The organism is Achromobacter sp. AONIH1 (assembly GCF_002902905.1).
In the GTDB taxonomy this organism is placed as follows: domain Bacteria; phylum Pseudomonadota; class Gammaproteobacteria; order Burkholderiales; family Burkholderiaceae_B; genus Achromobacter.
Window position 1 is genome coordinate 3,463,174 of the sequence record NZ_CP026124.1, and the last position, 13,913, is coordinate 3,477,086.

13 protein-coding genes are annotated in these 13,913 nt (G+C 69.4%); 3 read left to right on the top strand and 10 right to left on the bottom strand.

Going from position 1 to position 13,913, the window contains the following annotated elements; translation table 11 throughout:
- Both C2U31_RS15900 and C2U31_RS15905 read right to left on the bottom strand, forming a co-directional pair.
- Positions 1-285, bottom strand: a complete 285-nt coding sequence (locus tag C2U31_RS15900) for a GNAT family N-acetyltransferase (RefSeq protein ID WP_103273644.1) — start codon at positions 283-285, stop codon at positions 1-3.
- A gap of 107 nt (positions 286-392) precedes the next feature.
- Positions 393-1,337, bottom strand: coding sequence for a 3-hydroxyacyl-CoA dehydrogenase NAD-binding domain-containing protein (locus C2U31_RS15905; RefSeq protein WP_103273645.1), 945 nt, complete (start codon positions 1,335-1,337; stop codon positions 393-395).
- 116 nt (positions 1,338-1,453) lie between these two features.
- Between C2U31_RS15905 and C2U31_RS15910 the strand changes: the two genes are divergently transcribed.
- On the top strand, positions 1,454-2,122 hold the full coding sequence (locus C2U31_RS15910; protein ID WP_103273646.1) for a hypothetical protein: 669 nt from the start codon (positions 1,454-1,456) through the stop codon (positions 2,120-2,122).
- 18 nt (positions 2,123-2,140) lie between these two features.
- Here C2U31_RS15910 and C2U31_RS15915 read toward each other — a convergent pair whose 3' ends face one another.
- Entirely contained in the window at positions 2,141-3,544 is a 1,404-nt protein-coding gene (locus C2U31_RS15915; RefSeq protein ID WP_103273647.1) for an MFS transporter, read from the bottom strand.
- A gap of 133 nt (positions 3,545-3,677) precedes the next feature.
- Here C2U31_RS15915 and C2U31_RS15920 point away from each other — a divergent pair, with 133 nt between their 5' ends.
- Both C2U31_RS15920 and C2U31_RS15925 read left to right on the top strand, forming a co-directional pair.
- The gene (locus C2U31_RS15920) at positions 3,678-4,544 is read left to right on the top strand and encodes a LysR family transcriptional regulator (RefSeq protein ID WP_103273648.1); all 867 of its coding nucleotides are present in this window, start codon (positions 3,678-3,680) and stop codon (positions 4,542-4,544) included.
- Between the two features lie 110 nt (positions 4,545-4,654).
- Entirely contained in the window at positions 4,655-6,067 is a 1,413-nt protein-coding gene (locus tag C2U31_RS15925) for an amidase family protein (protein WP_103276396.1), read from the top strand.
- Between the two features lie 106 nt (positions 6,068-6,173).
- On the opposite strand, the gene C2U31_RS15930 is transcribed toward C2U31_RS15925, so the two are convergent.
- From C2U31_RS15930 to leuS, 7 genes are all read right to left on the bottom strand, one after another.
- Entirely contained in the window at positions 6,174-6,722 is a 549-nt protein-coding gene (locus C2U31_RS15930; protein WP_103276397.1) for a GNAT family N-acetyltransferase, read from the bottom strand.
- A gap of 90 nt (positions 6,723-6,812) precedes the next feature.
- Positions 6,813-7,604 (bottom strand): 2-keto-4-pentenoate hydratase, encoded by a 792-nt coding sequence (locus C2U31_RS15935; protein WP_103273649.1) that lies wholly within the window; start codon positions 7,602-7,604, stop codon positions 6,813-6,815.
- Between the two features lie 4 nt (positions 7,605-7,608).
- Complete coding sequence (locus C2U31_RS15940; protein ID WP_199770828.1) at positions 7,609-7,989, bottom strand: hypothetical protein; 381 nt, start codon at positions 7,987-7,989, stop codon at positions 7,609-7,611.
- Positions 7,990-8,052: 63 nt separating this feature from the next.
- A complete protein-coding gene (locus C2U31_RS15945) occupies positions 8,053-9,333 on the bottom strand; it encodes a glutamate-5-semialdehyde dehydrogenase (protein ID WP_103273650.1) in 1,281 nt (426 codons plus the stop codon).
- 101 nt (positions 9,334-9,434) lie between these two features.
- Complete coding sequence (gene holA / locus C2U31_RS15950; RefSeq protein WP_103273651.1) at positions 9,435-10,490, bottom strand: DNA polymerase III subunit delta; 1,056 nt, start codon at positions 10,488-10,490, stop codon at positions 9,435-9,437.
- 6 nt (positions 10,491-10,496) lie between these two features.
- Positions 10,497-11,159: an LPS assembly lipoprotein LptE gene (lptE, locus tag C2U31_RS15955; RefSeq protein WP_103273652.1), complete on the bottom strand. Its 663-nt coding sequence runs from the start codon at positions 11,157-11,159 to the stop codon at positions 10,497-10,499.
- Between the two features lie 11 nt (positions 11,160-11,170).
- Positions 11,171-13,828 carry a leucine--tRNA ligase gene (gene leuS / locus C2U31_RS15960; protein ID WP_103273653.1) on the bottom strand — a complete coding sequence of 886 codons (2,658 nt, stop codon included), beginning with the start codon at positions 13,826-13,828 and terminating at the stop codon, positions 11,171-11,173.
- Between the last annotated feature and the right edge of the window lie 85 nt (positions 13,829-13,913).

A 13,913-nucleotide genomic window follows, 5' to 3' on the forward strand; every position in this document is an offset into this window, starting at 1 on the left:
TCAGGCCAGCAGGTCGTTGTATTCAGGGTGACGCCGCATGTACACCGCCGCGTAGGAGCACAGCGGGCGCACGCGCCAGCCCTGCGCGCGCGCCGTCTCCAGCGCATGGCGGGTCAGCTCGGCGGCAATGCCGCGCCCGCCGACTTCGGACGGAACGCCGGTGTGCACGATGGACATGATGCCGTCCTGCAACTGATAGTCGAGCACGCATGGCACGCCGTCGACGGTTGCGATGAAGCGTGAATGCCCGGCGTCGTGCGTAACGGAAATCGGGAGCGTCGTCATGGGCGCAGAATCCTGTGATGGTCGGGAAAGGCGGCGGATCATGCCAGGATACCAGCCCGCCGGCGCGACGCGCGCGGCGGGCCTTGGCTTGCCGGTCCGCCGGTCGCTCAGCGGCGCAGCGTCTTCAGCAGGGCCGTGAGATCCGCGTCGCGCGCCTGCGCCAGCTCGGCGATGCTGCGGCCGCCGGCTTCGGCGTTGACGCCTGCGATCAGCCGCTGGCGCAGCTCGGGCGTGACCTCGGGCGCGCCCAGGTCGTCCCACCAGGTCTGCACCGGTCCCAGCAGATGGTCCATGAAATGACTCAGTCCGCCCGCGCCGCCGCCCAGGTTGAAGGTCATGTGCGGGCCGAACAGCGCCCAGCGCAGGCCCGGGCCCTGAGAGACGGCGGCATCGATATCCGCCACGCTGGCGACGTTCTCGGCCGCCAGATGGATGGCTTCGCGCCAGACCGCCGCCTGCAGGCGGTTGGCGATATGGCCCGGCACTTCCTTGTTCAGGCGGATCGGGTACTTGCCAAGCTCGCGATAGAAGGCGATGGCGCGTTCGATCGTTTCCTCGGAGGTCTGCTTGCCGCCCACCACTTCGACCAGCGGGATCAGGTGCGGGGGATTGAAGGGATGGCCGATCACGAAGCGCTCGGGCCGCGCACAGCCGGATTGCAGGCGGCTCATGATCAGGCCGGACGAGCTGGACGCGACGATGGCGTGCGCGGGCAGCGCGGCGTCCATGCGCGCGAATAGCGCGGTCTTGAAGTCCTCGCGTTCCGGCGCGTTTTCCTGCACGAAGTCTGCGTCCTTCAGGGCGGCCTCCAGGTCGGGCTCGAAGCGCAGCGCGTCGGGATTGGCGCCGGCGGCCACGTGACCCAACTCGGCCAGCACCGGCCAGGCGGCGCGCACCCGTTCGCGGGTCAGCGGCTCGGCGTCGGGGGCCGGGTCGCTGACCACCACTTCCAGGCCATGCGCCAGGAACAGCGCGGCCCAACTCGCGCCGATGGTGCCGGCGCCGACGATGGCGACACGGCGGATGGCGGGATGCGTGGACGGATGCGGCATGGGAAGACTCCTGGTCGGTTGTGTAACGCCAGCATTGTGAAGCAAAGCGGGGACCGTTGCCATGACGCGGCGCAGACGGCAAGATACGTCCGGCCCAACCCATGCCAGGAGAGAAGATGGACAGCATCCAGGACGGACCTCATGCCCGCGCGGCGTCGAACGCGGGCGCCGCCGTGCCCTATTTCTGCCAATGGGAATCCGCCCACCTGGCCGGGGCCATCATCCGCGGCGAACTGGACCTGAAGGACGATCCGGCCTGGGCCGATTCCGGCGCGGCCGACGTCGACGAGTACGCGCGCTGGGCCAGCCATGTCTGCGGCATGGCCTGCCTGAAGATGGTGCTGGCCGCGCGCACCGGACGCGTCCATCCCACGCTGGCGCTTGCGCGAGCCAGCCTGCCTTATGGCGCCTATACGGTGGACGGCGACGAGATCAAGGGCATGATCTACGCGCCCTTCGTGCGCTATGTGGAAGAGGTACACGGCCTGCGCGCGCGCGTGCATGTGGACCTTGCAACGGCCGCGCTACCGGCCTTGCTGGACGAGGCCGAGTTCTTCATGGCGTCGGTGCATCCGTCGATCCGCTGGCCCGACCAGCCGCCGCCGAAGAAGGGCGGGCATCTGGTGCTGGTGACGCGCGCCAGCGCGGACGAGATCGTGTTCCACAATCCCTCAGGCGAACCGGCGGTCGACGGCCGGCCTGGCACACAGGCGGACGCGCGCTTGGCGCCCGCCGTGTTCGACCGCTATTTTGCGGGCCGCGGCGTGGCCATCCTGCGCGGCTGAAGAGGGCCGCGCGTCGCGTCAACGATTGCGTGCACGGCGGAGATAGCGCGCGGCCAGCAGGCCGGCGCACAGATAGCTGGCCGCGATGACGGCGTAGGCCAGGGGCAGGCTGTCGTTCCAGTCGGGCGCCCGGTGCAGGATGGTGCCCATCAGCGCCACGCCCACCAGCGTGCCGGACTGACGGTTGGCGTTCAACGCGGCCGCGCCGCTGTTGGCGTGGGCGGTGCCCGATACCTGCATCACCAGGCTGGTCATGGCCGGCACCACGAGGCCCAGGCCCAGATTGGCGCCGGTCGCCAGCAGCGCGAAGCACCAGTAAGGCATGCCGGGCGACATGGCGACGATGCTGGCCGCGCTCAGTACCGTGGCGATGGACAGGCCGCCCAGCAGCGCGGCCGACACATTCCAGCGCGCCGCGATGCGGCCCGAGGCCAGGTTGCCGATCGAAAATATCGCCAGCATGGGCACCATCTGGATGCCGGTCTGCAATGCGTCCGCGCCGCGCGCCTGCTGCAGGAACAGGCTGATCAGGAACAGCTGGCCGTAGCCGCCCAGATTGATCAGGAATCCCACGCCGTTCGCGGCCGCGAAGCGCGGCGTTTCGAACAGCGCGCGCGGCAGGATGGGATCGGCGTGGCGGCGCTCGCGCCGCACCAGCAGGATCGCCGCCGCCAGCGCCAGCGCGATGGCCGTCGCGATGCGGGGCGAGGACCAGCCATAGGCATTGCCTTCGATCAGCGCGTAGCTGGCGGTCGCCAGCGCGGCCATGCCGAGCAGGTGACTGGATGCGTTGAGCGCGCGCGGGCGGCGCGGCGCCGGCTGGATGCGGCGGCTGGCCAGCCACAGACCCGCCAGCCCCAACGGCAGATTGATGAGAAAGATGCCGCGCCAGCCGAACTGATGGATCAGCACGCCGCCCAGCAAGGGGCCCGATGCGCCGGCCACGGCCACGATGGCGGACCAGGTGCCCAGCATGCGGTTGCGGGTGCGTTCTTCCGTATAGGCGTGCGTCAGCAGGCTGAGCGAACTGGGCATGAACAGCGCCGCGCCCACGCCCTGCAGCATGCGCGCGGCGATCAACGCGGGGCCGTCGGGCGCCATGCCGCACAGCAACGAGGCCAGTGTGAACACGGCCAGTCCCGCCTGGTAGATGGTCTTGGCCCCGTAGCGGTCGGCCAGCGCGCCGGCCGCGAGCAGCAGCGCCGCGAAAGCCAGGGTGTAGGCGTCGGCGATCCACACCAGGTCGGTCAGGGGGACGCCGAATTGCGCGGCGATGCCGGGCAGGGCGACATTGACCACGGTGACGTCGAGCATGGCCATGATGAAGCCGATCGCCAGCGTGGCCAGCGGCATGAGGCTGGCGGTTGCCGCGGGCGCGGCGGGTGTGGCGCGAACAGGGGGGTGAGTGCAGGCGGTATTCATGGGGCATTGCGTTTTTCGAGGCCGGGGCTGCCAATGTAGGCGCTGCATGAAATGCAAAAAAGCCGTATAAATGCGTCTCCATGATGCAAATTTGCATCGATGGCGGATGCACCGCGTCCTTTGGGGGAGCGATATGGATTGGGACAACGCGCGGGTATTCCTCGCCATCTATCGCAACGGCACGCTGCGCGGCGCGGCCGCGCTGCTGCAGATCGACCAGGCCACGGCGGGCCGGCGCCTGGCCGCGCTGGAACGGTCGCTGGACGCGCGCCTGTTCCTGCGCACGCCGGCCGGCTATGTGCCGACCGCCGCCGGGGAGCTGGCTTTCGCGGCCGCTGAACGCATGGAGCAGGCGGCAGACCAGCTGCAGCGCCAGATGCAGGGGCTGGATCATCGCCTGTCGGGCGTCGTGCGCATGGCCTCCTCGGAAGCCATCGGCAGCTACTTCGTGATGGACGCGGTCAAGCGCCTGCATGCGCGGCACCCGGACATCACGATATCGCTGTCGACCTCGATCAAGCTGAGCAACCTGACGCGGCGCGAAGCCGATCTGGCGATCCGCAACGTCCGGCCCGACAGTCCCGACCTGATCCATCGTCATCTCGCGCGCAAGGACACCGGGCTGTATGCCGCGCCGTCCTATCTGCTCCAGCGCGGCGAACCCAAGCCGGGCACGGCCTTCGCCGGGCACGCGCTGGTGACCTATCAGCAGTCGGCGTTGCCGGGCTGGTCCGATGCCTTCTGCGGCGAGCCCACCGGCAATGGCCACGTCGCCATCGAGCTGAACTCCGCCATGATGATCATCGATGCCGTGCGGGCCGGGCTGGGCATCGGCGAGCTGCCCGTGCATATGGCGGCGCGCCATCCGGAACTGGTCCGCATCTGGCCGCAGCGGGCCGGTTCCTATGACCTGTGGCTGGTGATGCACGGCGACCTGAACCGGACCGCGCGGGTGCGCGCCGTGGCCGATGCCATCGTCGAGGTGTTCGAGCAGGAATAGGACCGGACCGCGCGCGGGCCTGCTGGCTGCGCCGCTTGTGGCCGCGCGCAAGCGGCGCTAAGGTTGACGCTCCCGTCTTGTCCGATGATCCCATCCACCAGGAGTCGCGCGTGTCCGAACTTTGGCGTCTGTCCGCCGCTGAGCTTGCCAGCCTGATCCGCAAACGTGAAGTGTCCGCCGTGCAGGCCGCGCAAAGCGCGCTGGCGCGGCTCGATGCCGTCAATTCCCGCATCAACGCCGTGGTCGATCATCGACCCGAGGATGCGCTGTCGCAGGCCGCCGCCCTGGACCAGCGGCTGGCGCGCGGCGAAGACCCGGGCCCGCTGGCCGGCGTGCCGGTCACGGTGAAGGTCAATGTGGACCAGGCCGGCTATGCCACCACCAATGGCGTGACGCTGCAGAAGGACGTGATCGCCCAGGCCAACAACCCGGTCGTCGACAACCTGCTGCGCGCCGGCGCGGTGGTGCTCGGTCGCACCAACACGCCGGCGTTTTCGCTGCGCTGGTTCACCAGCAACCAGCTGCACGGCGATACGCGCAATCCGCGCAATGCCGCGCTCACGCCTGGCGGCTCGTCTGGCGGCGCCGCCGCGGCCGTGGCCGCCGGCATCGGTCATATCGCGCACGGCACCGATATCGCCGGCTCGATCCGCTATCCGGCCTATGCTTGCGGCGTGCATGGCCTGCGGCCCACGCTGGGCCGCGTGGCGGCCTTTAACGCGGCCTTGCCCGAGCGCTCGCTGGGCGGGCAGATCACCGCCGTGTCCGGTCCCTTGGCGCGCAGCATCGCCGACTTGCGCCTGGGGCTGGCCGCGATGGCCGCGCCCGATCCGCGCGATCCGTGGTGGGCGCCCGCGCCGCTGGAGGGGCCGGCCGTGCCGAAGCGCGTGGCGCTGTGTTTCTATCCCGATGGCCTGGAGACCGAGCCCGCGGTGGTCAAGGCGCTGCAGGACGCGGCCCGACGCCTGGGCGAGGCCGGCTGGCGCGTCGATACGCTGGACGCGATCCCGCCGCTGAAGGAAGCCGCCGATCTGCAGATCCGCATGTGGCTGGCCGATGGCTACGACGCCATGGTCGAGGCCGCGCGCAAGGAAGGTGACCGGGGCGCCCAGGTCGCGCTGGCCGGGCAGCGCGAACGCGCCGCCGGCATGGACCTAGCCAGGTACTCCGCCCTGCTCACGCGGCGCGCCACGCTGACGCGGCAGTGGGAACTGTTCTTCGCCGAGTACCCGGTGCTGCTCTTGCCGGTGTCGGCCGAGCTGCCTTTCCCGGACCAGCTCGATCTGGCCGGCGACGAAGCCTATGCGCGCGTCTGGCGCGCGCAGATGCCGCAGATCGGCGTGCCGTTCATGGGCTTGCCGGCCCTGTCCGTGGCCATGGGCAGCGTGCCGGGCGCGAAGGGGACGATCCCGGTGGGCGTGCAGCTCATGGCGGGCCGTTACCGCGAGGACCTGTGCCTGGCCGCGGGCGAGGTGATCGAGGCGGCGGGCCAGCCGATCGACATCGCCGAACCCGAAGCCTGAGGTCGGCGTCGAAGCCGGACGCGGATGCCGCAGCCAGCCTCGAGGTTTGATCCAGCGGGGATTCTGCGTCGGATATCAAACTGCTGGCGGGCGCGCGCGGCGCGCCTCAACCCGTCAGGGATGGCACGCCATGCTGGCCGGCGCCGGCCTGCCACTCGTGGCGCAGCAGCCCCATGATGCCGGTATCCCATCGCTGCTCGCCGACCCGCGTCGACGCGCGACGCACGCCTTCGAGCTTGAATCCCAGCGCTTCATAGGTGCGCAGGGCGGGCTGGTTGAACATGTAGACGTTCAGCTCCAGCCGCTCGATGCCCGGCGTGCTGAACGCTTCCTGGATCATCAGCGCCGTCAGCGGGCGGGCCAGTCCCTGGCCGCGCATGGCGGGCGCGACGGCGACGCGGCCCAGGCGCGCGTTGCCGTCATGCCATTCATAGGCGAGCTGCGCATGTCCGACCGGCGCGCCATTGCGGCAAACCATCCAGCAGCGGCGCGCGGGCGGCGTGCTCCGGCCTTCGGCCAGCATGGTTTCCACGTGCAGCGGCGTGAGCGGATAGGAGAGCTGCGAGCCGCCCCATTGGACGACATCGGCAAGGCTGGAGAACCAGCCGGCAAGGAGGGAATGGTCTTCTGCCGTGAGCGGGCGCAGGGTCAGCATGGTGGCGGGGGCGCGTATGCGCCAGGTGACGCCGCGCGCGGCATGCGCGCGGACCGGCGCCACAGTATAGGCGGGCGCCGGCCGCGCCGTTCAGCCGCGTGCTTCGAAGCGCAGGCGCAGCACGCCCAGGTCGCCGTAGGCGATCTCGAGATCGCGGCCCGCCGGCACGTCCAGGAAGCCGGCATACGAGCCGGTGATGACATGCTGGCCGGCGCGCAGGCCGGCGCCTTGTTCACGCAGGAAGTTCGCCAGCCAGTACAGACCGGCCTTGGGCCGGCCGTTGGGATGGATGCCCGCGTGCTGCTCGGCATCCTGGCCGTCCACGGACAGCGTGATGGTCATGCTGGCGGGCGCGTCGTCGGCGGACGCGATGCGCGGTCCCAGCACCAGGCCCTGGTTGAACATGTGGTCGGCCAGCAGCTCGGGCAGGCTGGCGTGCTCCGGCAGCGCATAGCGGCACCCCAGCACTTCCAGCGCCAGCCGGGCGCCGCCGACGGCGGCATCGATCTCGGCTTCGCTGTAGGGCTGTGCTCGCGCCGGCAGATCGCGCGCCAGTTCGAAGGCGATCTCGGGTTCGACGCGCACGACGGCGCCCTGCGCGGGTACTGGCGAGGCGGCGCTGAAATGGACGGTGGATGTGTAGATGGGAGCCACCACGGATTTTTCGGGCGTGGGTAGCGCGCTCTTCCAGGCGGCGATGTCGTCGCGCCGCGTTTCGCGCAGCAGGCGGGCGGTGCTGCGTTGCACGGCGAAGGCCTGGCCCTGCGTCTGCGGCCGGCAATCGGCGGGCAGGCGCGGGCCGGGCACGCCGGCGTCGCGGGCGGCGATCAGGAAACGGGCGGCGTCGACGCTGCCGGGATACTCTTCGATCAGGATTCGCATGGCGTCACATTCCCAGGAACAGCAGGGTCCACAGGGCGATCATGGCGATCAGCCCGAGCCAGCAGGCGCCCCAGAAGCCCACTACCGGCCACTTGAGCGACAGCGGCACCTGCTTCGGATCCACATGGGCCAGCAGGCGGTTGGCGTTGCCGACGAGCCAGAAACGCGTGCCGGGGAACATCAGCCGGAAGAAATAATCGAGCATGATCGCCGCCTGGATGGCCAGCGGATACTGGTTGAAGGCCCGGTGCTCCAGGTAGGGATGCTTGAGCCGGGCGTTGATCTGTTTGGCCTTGAAGAAGAACAGCACGATGCCGCTGATCGAGCAGGTGACGAAGCACAGCACGAACAGGCTGAAGGCCAAGGCCAGCGCGGGGGTATGCATGACGAGAATTCCGGGGTTGCGCGGCGCGCAGGCCGCGATGAGTGTCTGCCGTGAGGTGCGGCGTCAGCCGCGCAACTGGCCTTCGCCGTTGAGCACCCATTTCAGCGTGGTCAGGCCTTCCAGTCCGACCGGGCCGCGCGCGTGCAGGCGGTTGGTCGAAATGCCGATCTCGGCGCCCAGCCCGTACTCGAAGCCGTCGGCGAAGCAGGTGGGCAGGTTCACGTAGACCGAGCTGGAATCGACCTCGCGCTGGAAGCGCTGGGCCGCGGACAGGTCCTCGGTGACGATGGCGTCGGTGTGGCCGGAACCCCAGCGGGCGATGTGTTCGATGGCATCGTCCAGCGTGTCGACGATGCGCACCGCCAGGACCGGGCCCAGGTACTCGGTGCCCCAGTCTTCTTCCGTGGCGGGCTTGAGATGGGGCAGCAGCGCCAGCGTGCGCGGGCAGCCGCGCAGTTCGACGCCGCGCTCGGCGAAGTCCGCCGCCAGGCTGGGCAGGATCGACACGGCCGCGACCGCGTCCACCAGCAGCGTTTCCATGGCGCCGCAGATGCCGTAGCGGTAGGTCTTGGCGTTGATGGCGATGGCGTGGCCCTTGTCGGGATCGGCGGCCGCGTCGATGTAGACGTGGCAGTTGCCGTCCAGGTGCTTGATCAGCGGCACGCGCGCTTCCTGGGCCAGGCGCGCGATCAGGCCCTTGCCGCCGCGCGGCACGATGACGTCGATGTGCTCGGTCATGGTGATCAGCTTGCCGACCGCGGCCCGATCGGCCGTGGCCACCACCTGCACCGCGTCCTGCGGCAGTCCGGCGGCCGCCAGGCCGGCCTGGACCACGCGGCCCAGCGCGATGTTCGAGTGCAGCGCCTCGCTGCCGCCGCGCAGGATGGCGGCGTTGCCGGACTTCAGGCACAGCGCGGCCGCGTCGATGGTCACGTTGGGGCGCGATTCGTAGATGATGCCGATCACGCCCAGCGGCACGCGCATCTGCGCGACGCGCATGCCGTTGGGGCGCAGCGAAGTGGCGGTGACGCTGCCGACGGGGTCGGGCAGGGCGGCGATCTGGCGCAGGCCCTCGGCCATCAGTCCCAGCGTCTTGTCGGACAAGGCCAGGCGGTCCAGCAGCGCCGGTTCCAGGCCATTGGCCCGGGCCGCGGCCAGGTCTTTTTCATTGGCGGCCTTGAGTTCGTCGCGGCTGGCGGCCAGTGCGTCGGCCATGGCGTGCAGCGCCCGGTTCTTGGCGGCGCCGTTGGCGCGCATCATGGCGCGCGAGGCGCGGCGGGCATTTTCGCCCAGGGTGAGCATGGCGTGTTCGATGGTGGACGAGGACATGGCGGCGTCGATCATGAAATAGGGCGGCGCGGGCGCGGCCGGGGGATGGCGTTAGTGTAGCCGGCAGGGGCCGGGCGAAATCGGGGGCAGGGAAGGGACAGGCGGCCGTGCCGCCTTCACGGTCGGGCGCCGGCGGCGGCCACGCGCAGCGCCAGCCGCGTCATTTCTTCCCAGGGATCGGACAGGCGTCCGGGCACGGACAGGCCCTTGATGAGCCGGTCGACTTCATGCGCATGCTGCACGGCGGCCGGCCAGACCGCGGGCTGCACGCGCGACAGCGCCTGCAGCGCCAGGCGTTCGTGGGCGCCGAAGATGCGCAGCCGGCGCATCAGGCCGTTGGCGTCCTGGCCCAGCGCGCGGGCCTCGGCGATGCGCGCGAGCAGGCGGATTTCCTCGCCGACCGCCCACAGCACCAGGGGCAGCGCTTCGCCCTCGGCGCGCAGGCCGTCGATCATGCGGATGGTGCGGGCAATATCGCCGGCCAGCATGGCGTCGCGCAGGCCGAAGACATCGTAGCGGGCCACGTTCAGCACGGCGCGCTCCACGTCCTCGGCGGCCAGCTGGCCTTCGGGATAGAGCAGGCCCAGCTTCTGGATTTCCTGGTGGGCGGCCAGCAGGTTGCCCTCGACCTTGTCGGCCATCCATTGCAGGGTGGCGTTGTCGGCGCGCTGGTTCTGGCGCGCCAGCCGCATGCCCACCCAGGCGGGCAGCCGCCCGCGCTCGATGCTGGCGATGTCCACCATCATGCCGCCCCGGGCCAGCGCCTGGACCCAGCGGCTTTCGCGCGTGGCCTTGTCCAGCCGTGGCAGGGAAATCAGCACCAGCGTGTCGGCATCGGACTGGCCCTCGGCCTGCTCGGCCAGGCGGGCCAGCGTGTCGGCGCCCGCCTTGCCGGGCTTGCCCGTGGGGATCTTGATTTCGAGGATGCGGCGGTCGCCGAACAGCGACACGCTTTGCGTGGCCGCCAGCACCGAACTCCAGTCGCTGCGGGCGTCCATCACCATGGACAGCCGCTCGGTGTAGCCGGCGCCGCGCGCCGAAGCGCGCAGCGCGTCCACGGCCTCGGTGACGAGCAGCGGTTCGTCGCCGGACACCGTATACATCGGCGCGAGCCGGTTGCCGGCCCGCTGCAGGTGTTCCGCCAGGCGATCCGCGTCCAGGGGTTGTGCCATGGACGCCTAGCGCGACAGCGGCGCGTCGGTGGTGGACGGCGTCTGCCAGGGGGCGGGAGTGTTGACCGGCTGGGCCGCGTTCGGGTCGTACACCGGCGCGTCCACGCCGTCCTCGTTCTTGCCAGGATTCTCGAACGCCTTGCGCACGTCGGGCGCGGTCATGCGGCGCAGCAGGCGCGACACCAGGTCGCGTTGCATGGCCTTGTACAGCGTTTCGATCTGGCCTTGCTTGGCCTGCACGATCTGGTCGTCATACGGCATTTCGCGGTAGATCGACAGCGTGGTGTCCGGGATCAGCGCGTTGCCCTTGGCATCGATCAGGCGGAAGGTGAAGTTGATGCCGAGTTCATACGATTCGACGCGGCCCTGAGCGTTGAGCGAGACTTCGCGCAAGCTGCGGACGTCGCCGACCTGTTGAAGGATGGCCTGCGCTTCCTTGGGCGTGTTGACGAGCTTGGTATTGGGCGAAGCCGCACGCAGCGAGCGGCGCACGTCGGCGCCGAACTGCGTGGTGTCGGGAATACCCACATACAGCGTTTCGAACGGCATCGGCGTGACGCCCCGCAGCGCGAAGCCGCAGGCGGAGAGCAGCATGAACAGCGCCAGGCAGGCGCCGCGCAGCAGCCAGGATTGGCGGGGGGAGTGCGTGTGTTGCCCGGCGAAGTGCATGCTTGACCTCATCAGCCTACGACGTTGACCAGTTTGCCCGGAACCACGATGACGCGCTTGGGCGGGCGGCCCTCCAGGTAGCGGGCGACCTCTTCCTGTTCGGCCGCGAGCTTCTCGATGTCCTCGCGGGCCGCCTGCGCGGCGACGCGGATCGAGCCGCGCAGCTTGCCGTTGACCTGCAGCATCAGCTCGATCTCGTCGGCGATCAGCGCGGCTTCGTCCACGTGCGGCCAGGGGGCGTCGAGCAGGTCGCCCAGCTCCTTGGCGTAGCCCAGGTCCTGCCACAGATGCCAGGTGACGTGCGGCACCACCGGATACAGCACGCGCAGCAGGACGCCCAGCGTCTCGGCGCGGGCGGCGTCGGCGTGCGGGCCGTCCGGCAGCTTGGCGTCGTCGATGGCGTTCAGCATCTTCATGCAGGCCGACACCACGGTGTTGTACTGAATGCGCTGATAGTCGTAGTCGGCTTGCTTGAGCAGGCCGTAGACCTCGCGACGCAGGTCCTTGACCGGGGCCGGCGCGCCGGCCCAGTCGGCGCCCTGGGCCAGGCCGCGCGCCACGGCTTCGCGCTGCGCGTAGCTGATGGACCACAGGCGGCGCAGGAAGCGGTTCGAGCCTTCCACGCCCGAATCCGACCATTCCAGCGTCTGCTCGGGCGGGCTGGCGAACATGACGAACAGGCGCGCGGTGTCGGCGCCCAGCGTATCGATCAGCGATTGCGGGTCGACGCCGTTGTTCTTCGACTTGGACATGGTGCCCACGCCGCCGTAGGTGATGTCGGAGCCGTCGGACTTGAGCTTGGCGCCGGTGATGGCGCCGCGCGCGTCGTAGACGTTCTCGACTTCCTCGGGCCAGAAGTATTCGATGCCGCCCTGGGCGTTCTTGCGCGAGTAGATGTGGTTCAGCACCATGCCCTGGCACAGCAGCTTGGTGAAGGGCTCGTCGAAGTTGAGCATGCCCATGTCGCGCATGACCTTGGTCCAGAACCGGGCGTACAGCAGGTGCAGCACCGCGTGCTCGATCCCGCCGATGTACTGGTCCATCGGCATCCAGTAGTCGTTGCGTCCGTCCACCATGGCCTGGTCGTTGCCCGGCGAGGTGTAGCGCATGAAGTACCAGGACGAGTCCACGAAGGTGTCCATGGTGTCGGTTTCACGGCGCGCCGGCTTGCCGCAGCTGGGGCAGGCGCAGGACAGGAAGGCTTCGTTCTTGGCCAGCGGGTTGCCGCTGCCGTCGGGGATCAGGTCGTCGGGCAGCACCACCGGCAGGTCCTTCTCGGGGACCGGCACCGGGCCGCAATCCGGGCAGTGGATGATGGGGATCGGGGTGCCCCAGTAGCGCTGGCGCGAGATGCCCCAGTCGCGCAGGCGCCAGGTGGTCTGCTTCTCGCCCAGGCCTTGCGCGCCCAGGTCGGCGGCGATGGCGTCCACGGCTTCCTTGTGCGACAGGCCGTCGTACTTGCCGGAATTGATCGTCAGGCCGGACTGCTTGTCGCCGTACCATTCCTGCCAGGCCTGGTCGGAGTATTCCTTGCCGGCCACCGCCACGACCTGGCGGATCGGCAGCTGGTACTTGCGCGCGAAGGCGAAATCGCGCTCGTCGTGCGCCGGCACGCCCATCACGGCGCCGTCGCCGTAGGTCATGAGCACGTAGTTGCCGACCCAGACCTCGACCTCGGCGCCCGTGATCGGGTGCGTGACGTACAGGCCGGTGGGCATGCCTTCCTTCTCGCGCGTGGCCATTTCGGCCTCGGTCGTGCCGCCGAGCTTGCATTGCTCGATGAAGGCGGCCAGCCGCGGATTGGAAGCAGCGGCGTGCGTGGCCAGCGGGTGCTCGGGGGCGACCGCGCAGAAGGTGACGCCCATGATGGTGTCGGCGCGGGTGGTGAAGACGTACAGTTTGCCGTCCTGGATCAGCTGGCCGTCGGCGCGCGCGATCTTGTGCGGGAAGGCGAAGCGCAGGCCCTCGGACTTGCCGATCCAGTTTTCCTGCATCAGGCGCACGCGCTCGGGCCAGCCGGGCAGGTCGTTCTGCACCGCGCCCAGCAGTTCGTCGGCGTAGTCGGTGATGCGCAGGTAGTAGCCCGGGATCTCGCGCTTTTCAACGGGCGCGCCGGAACGCCAGCCGCGGCCGTCGATGACCTGTTCGTTGGCCAGCACGGTCTGGTCCACCGGGTCCCAGTTGACGATCTGGGTCTTGCGGTAGGCCACGCCCTTTTCGAGCATCTTCAGGAACAGCCACTGGTTCCATTTGTAGTACTGCGGATCGCAGGCGCACATTTCGCGCGACCAGTCGATCGCCAGACCCATCGCCTTCATCTGCTTCTTCATATAGGCGATGTTGTCGTAGGTCCACTTAGCCGGCGGCACCTTGGACTTGATGGCGGCGTTCTCGGCCGGCATGCCGAAGGCGTCCCAGCCCATGGGCATCAGCACGTTGTAGCCGCGCATGCGCAGCTGGCGCGCCATCATGTCGTTGATGGTGTAGTTGCGCACGTGACCCATGTGCAGCTTGCCGCTGGGGTAGGGCAGCATGGAGCAGGCGTAGAACTTGGGCTTTTCGGAGCCGTCGGCGTTCTTCGCGTGTTCGTGGACCAGATAGGCGTCGCGGGCCTGCCAGTCTTGCTGGGCGGCCGCTTCGACGGTAGTGGGAAGGTAACGTTCCTGCATGAGCTCGTGCGCGTTGGCGAAAAAGGGAAGGCCGCCCCGACCTGGCGGCGCTGGCGCGGCCCGGTTCGGTGGCGGTCAAAACCCC

Coding starts and splice junctions, on each gene's coding strand:
- C2U31_RS15900 (WP_103273644.1), bottom strand. CDS start 285: ATGACGACGCTCCCGATTTCCGTTACGCACGACGCCGGGCATTCACGC.
- C2U31_RS15905 (WP_103273645.1), bottom strand. CDS start 1,337: ATGCCGCATCCGTCCACGCATCCCGCCATCCGCCGTGTCGCCATCGTC.
- C2U31_RS15910 (WP_103273646.1), top strand. CDS start 1,454: ATGGACAGCATCCAGGACGGACCTCATGCCCGCGCGGCGTCGAACGCG.
- C2U31_RS15915 (WP_103273647.1), bottom strand. CDS start 3,544: ATGAATACCGCCTGCACTCACCCCCCTGTTCGCGCCACACCCGCCGCG.
- C2U31_RS15920 (WP_103273648.1), top strand. CDS start 3,678: ATGGATTGGGACAACGCGCGGGTATTCCTCGCCATCTATCGCAACGGC.
- C2U31_RS15930 (WP_103276397.1), bottom strand. CDS start 6,722: ATGCTGACCCTGCGCCCGCTCACGGCAGAAGACCATTCCCTCCTTGCC.
- C2U31_RS15935 (WP_103273649.1), bottom strand. CDS start 7,604: ATGCGAATCCTGATCGAAGAGTATCCCGGCAGCGTCGACGCCGCCCGT.
- C2U31_RS15940 (WP_199770828.1), bottom strand. CDS start 7,989: ATGCATACCCCCGCGCTGGCCTTGGCCTTCAGCCTGTTCGTGCTGTGC.
- C2U31_RS15945 (WP_103273650.1), bottom strand. CDS start 9,333: ATGATCGACGCCGCCATGTCCTCGTCCACCATCGAACACGCCATGCTC.
- holA (WP_103273651.1), bottom strand. CDS start 10,490: ATGGCACAACCCCTGGACGCGGATCGCCTGGCGGAACACCTGCAGCGG.
- lptE (WP_103273652.1), bottom strand. CDS start 11,159: ATGCACTTCGCCGGGCAACACACGCACTCCCCCCGCCAATCCTGGCTG.
- leuS (WP_103273653.1), bottom strand. CDS start 13,828: ATGCAGGAACGTTACCTTCCCACTACCGTCGAAGCGGCCGCCCAGCAA.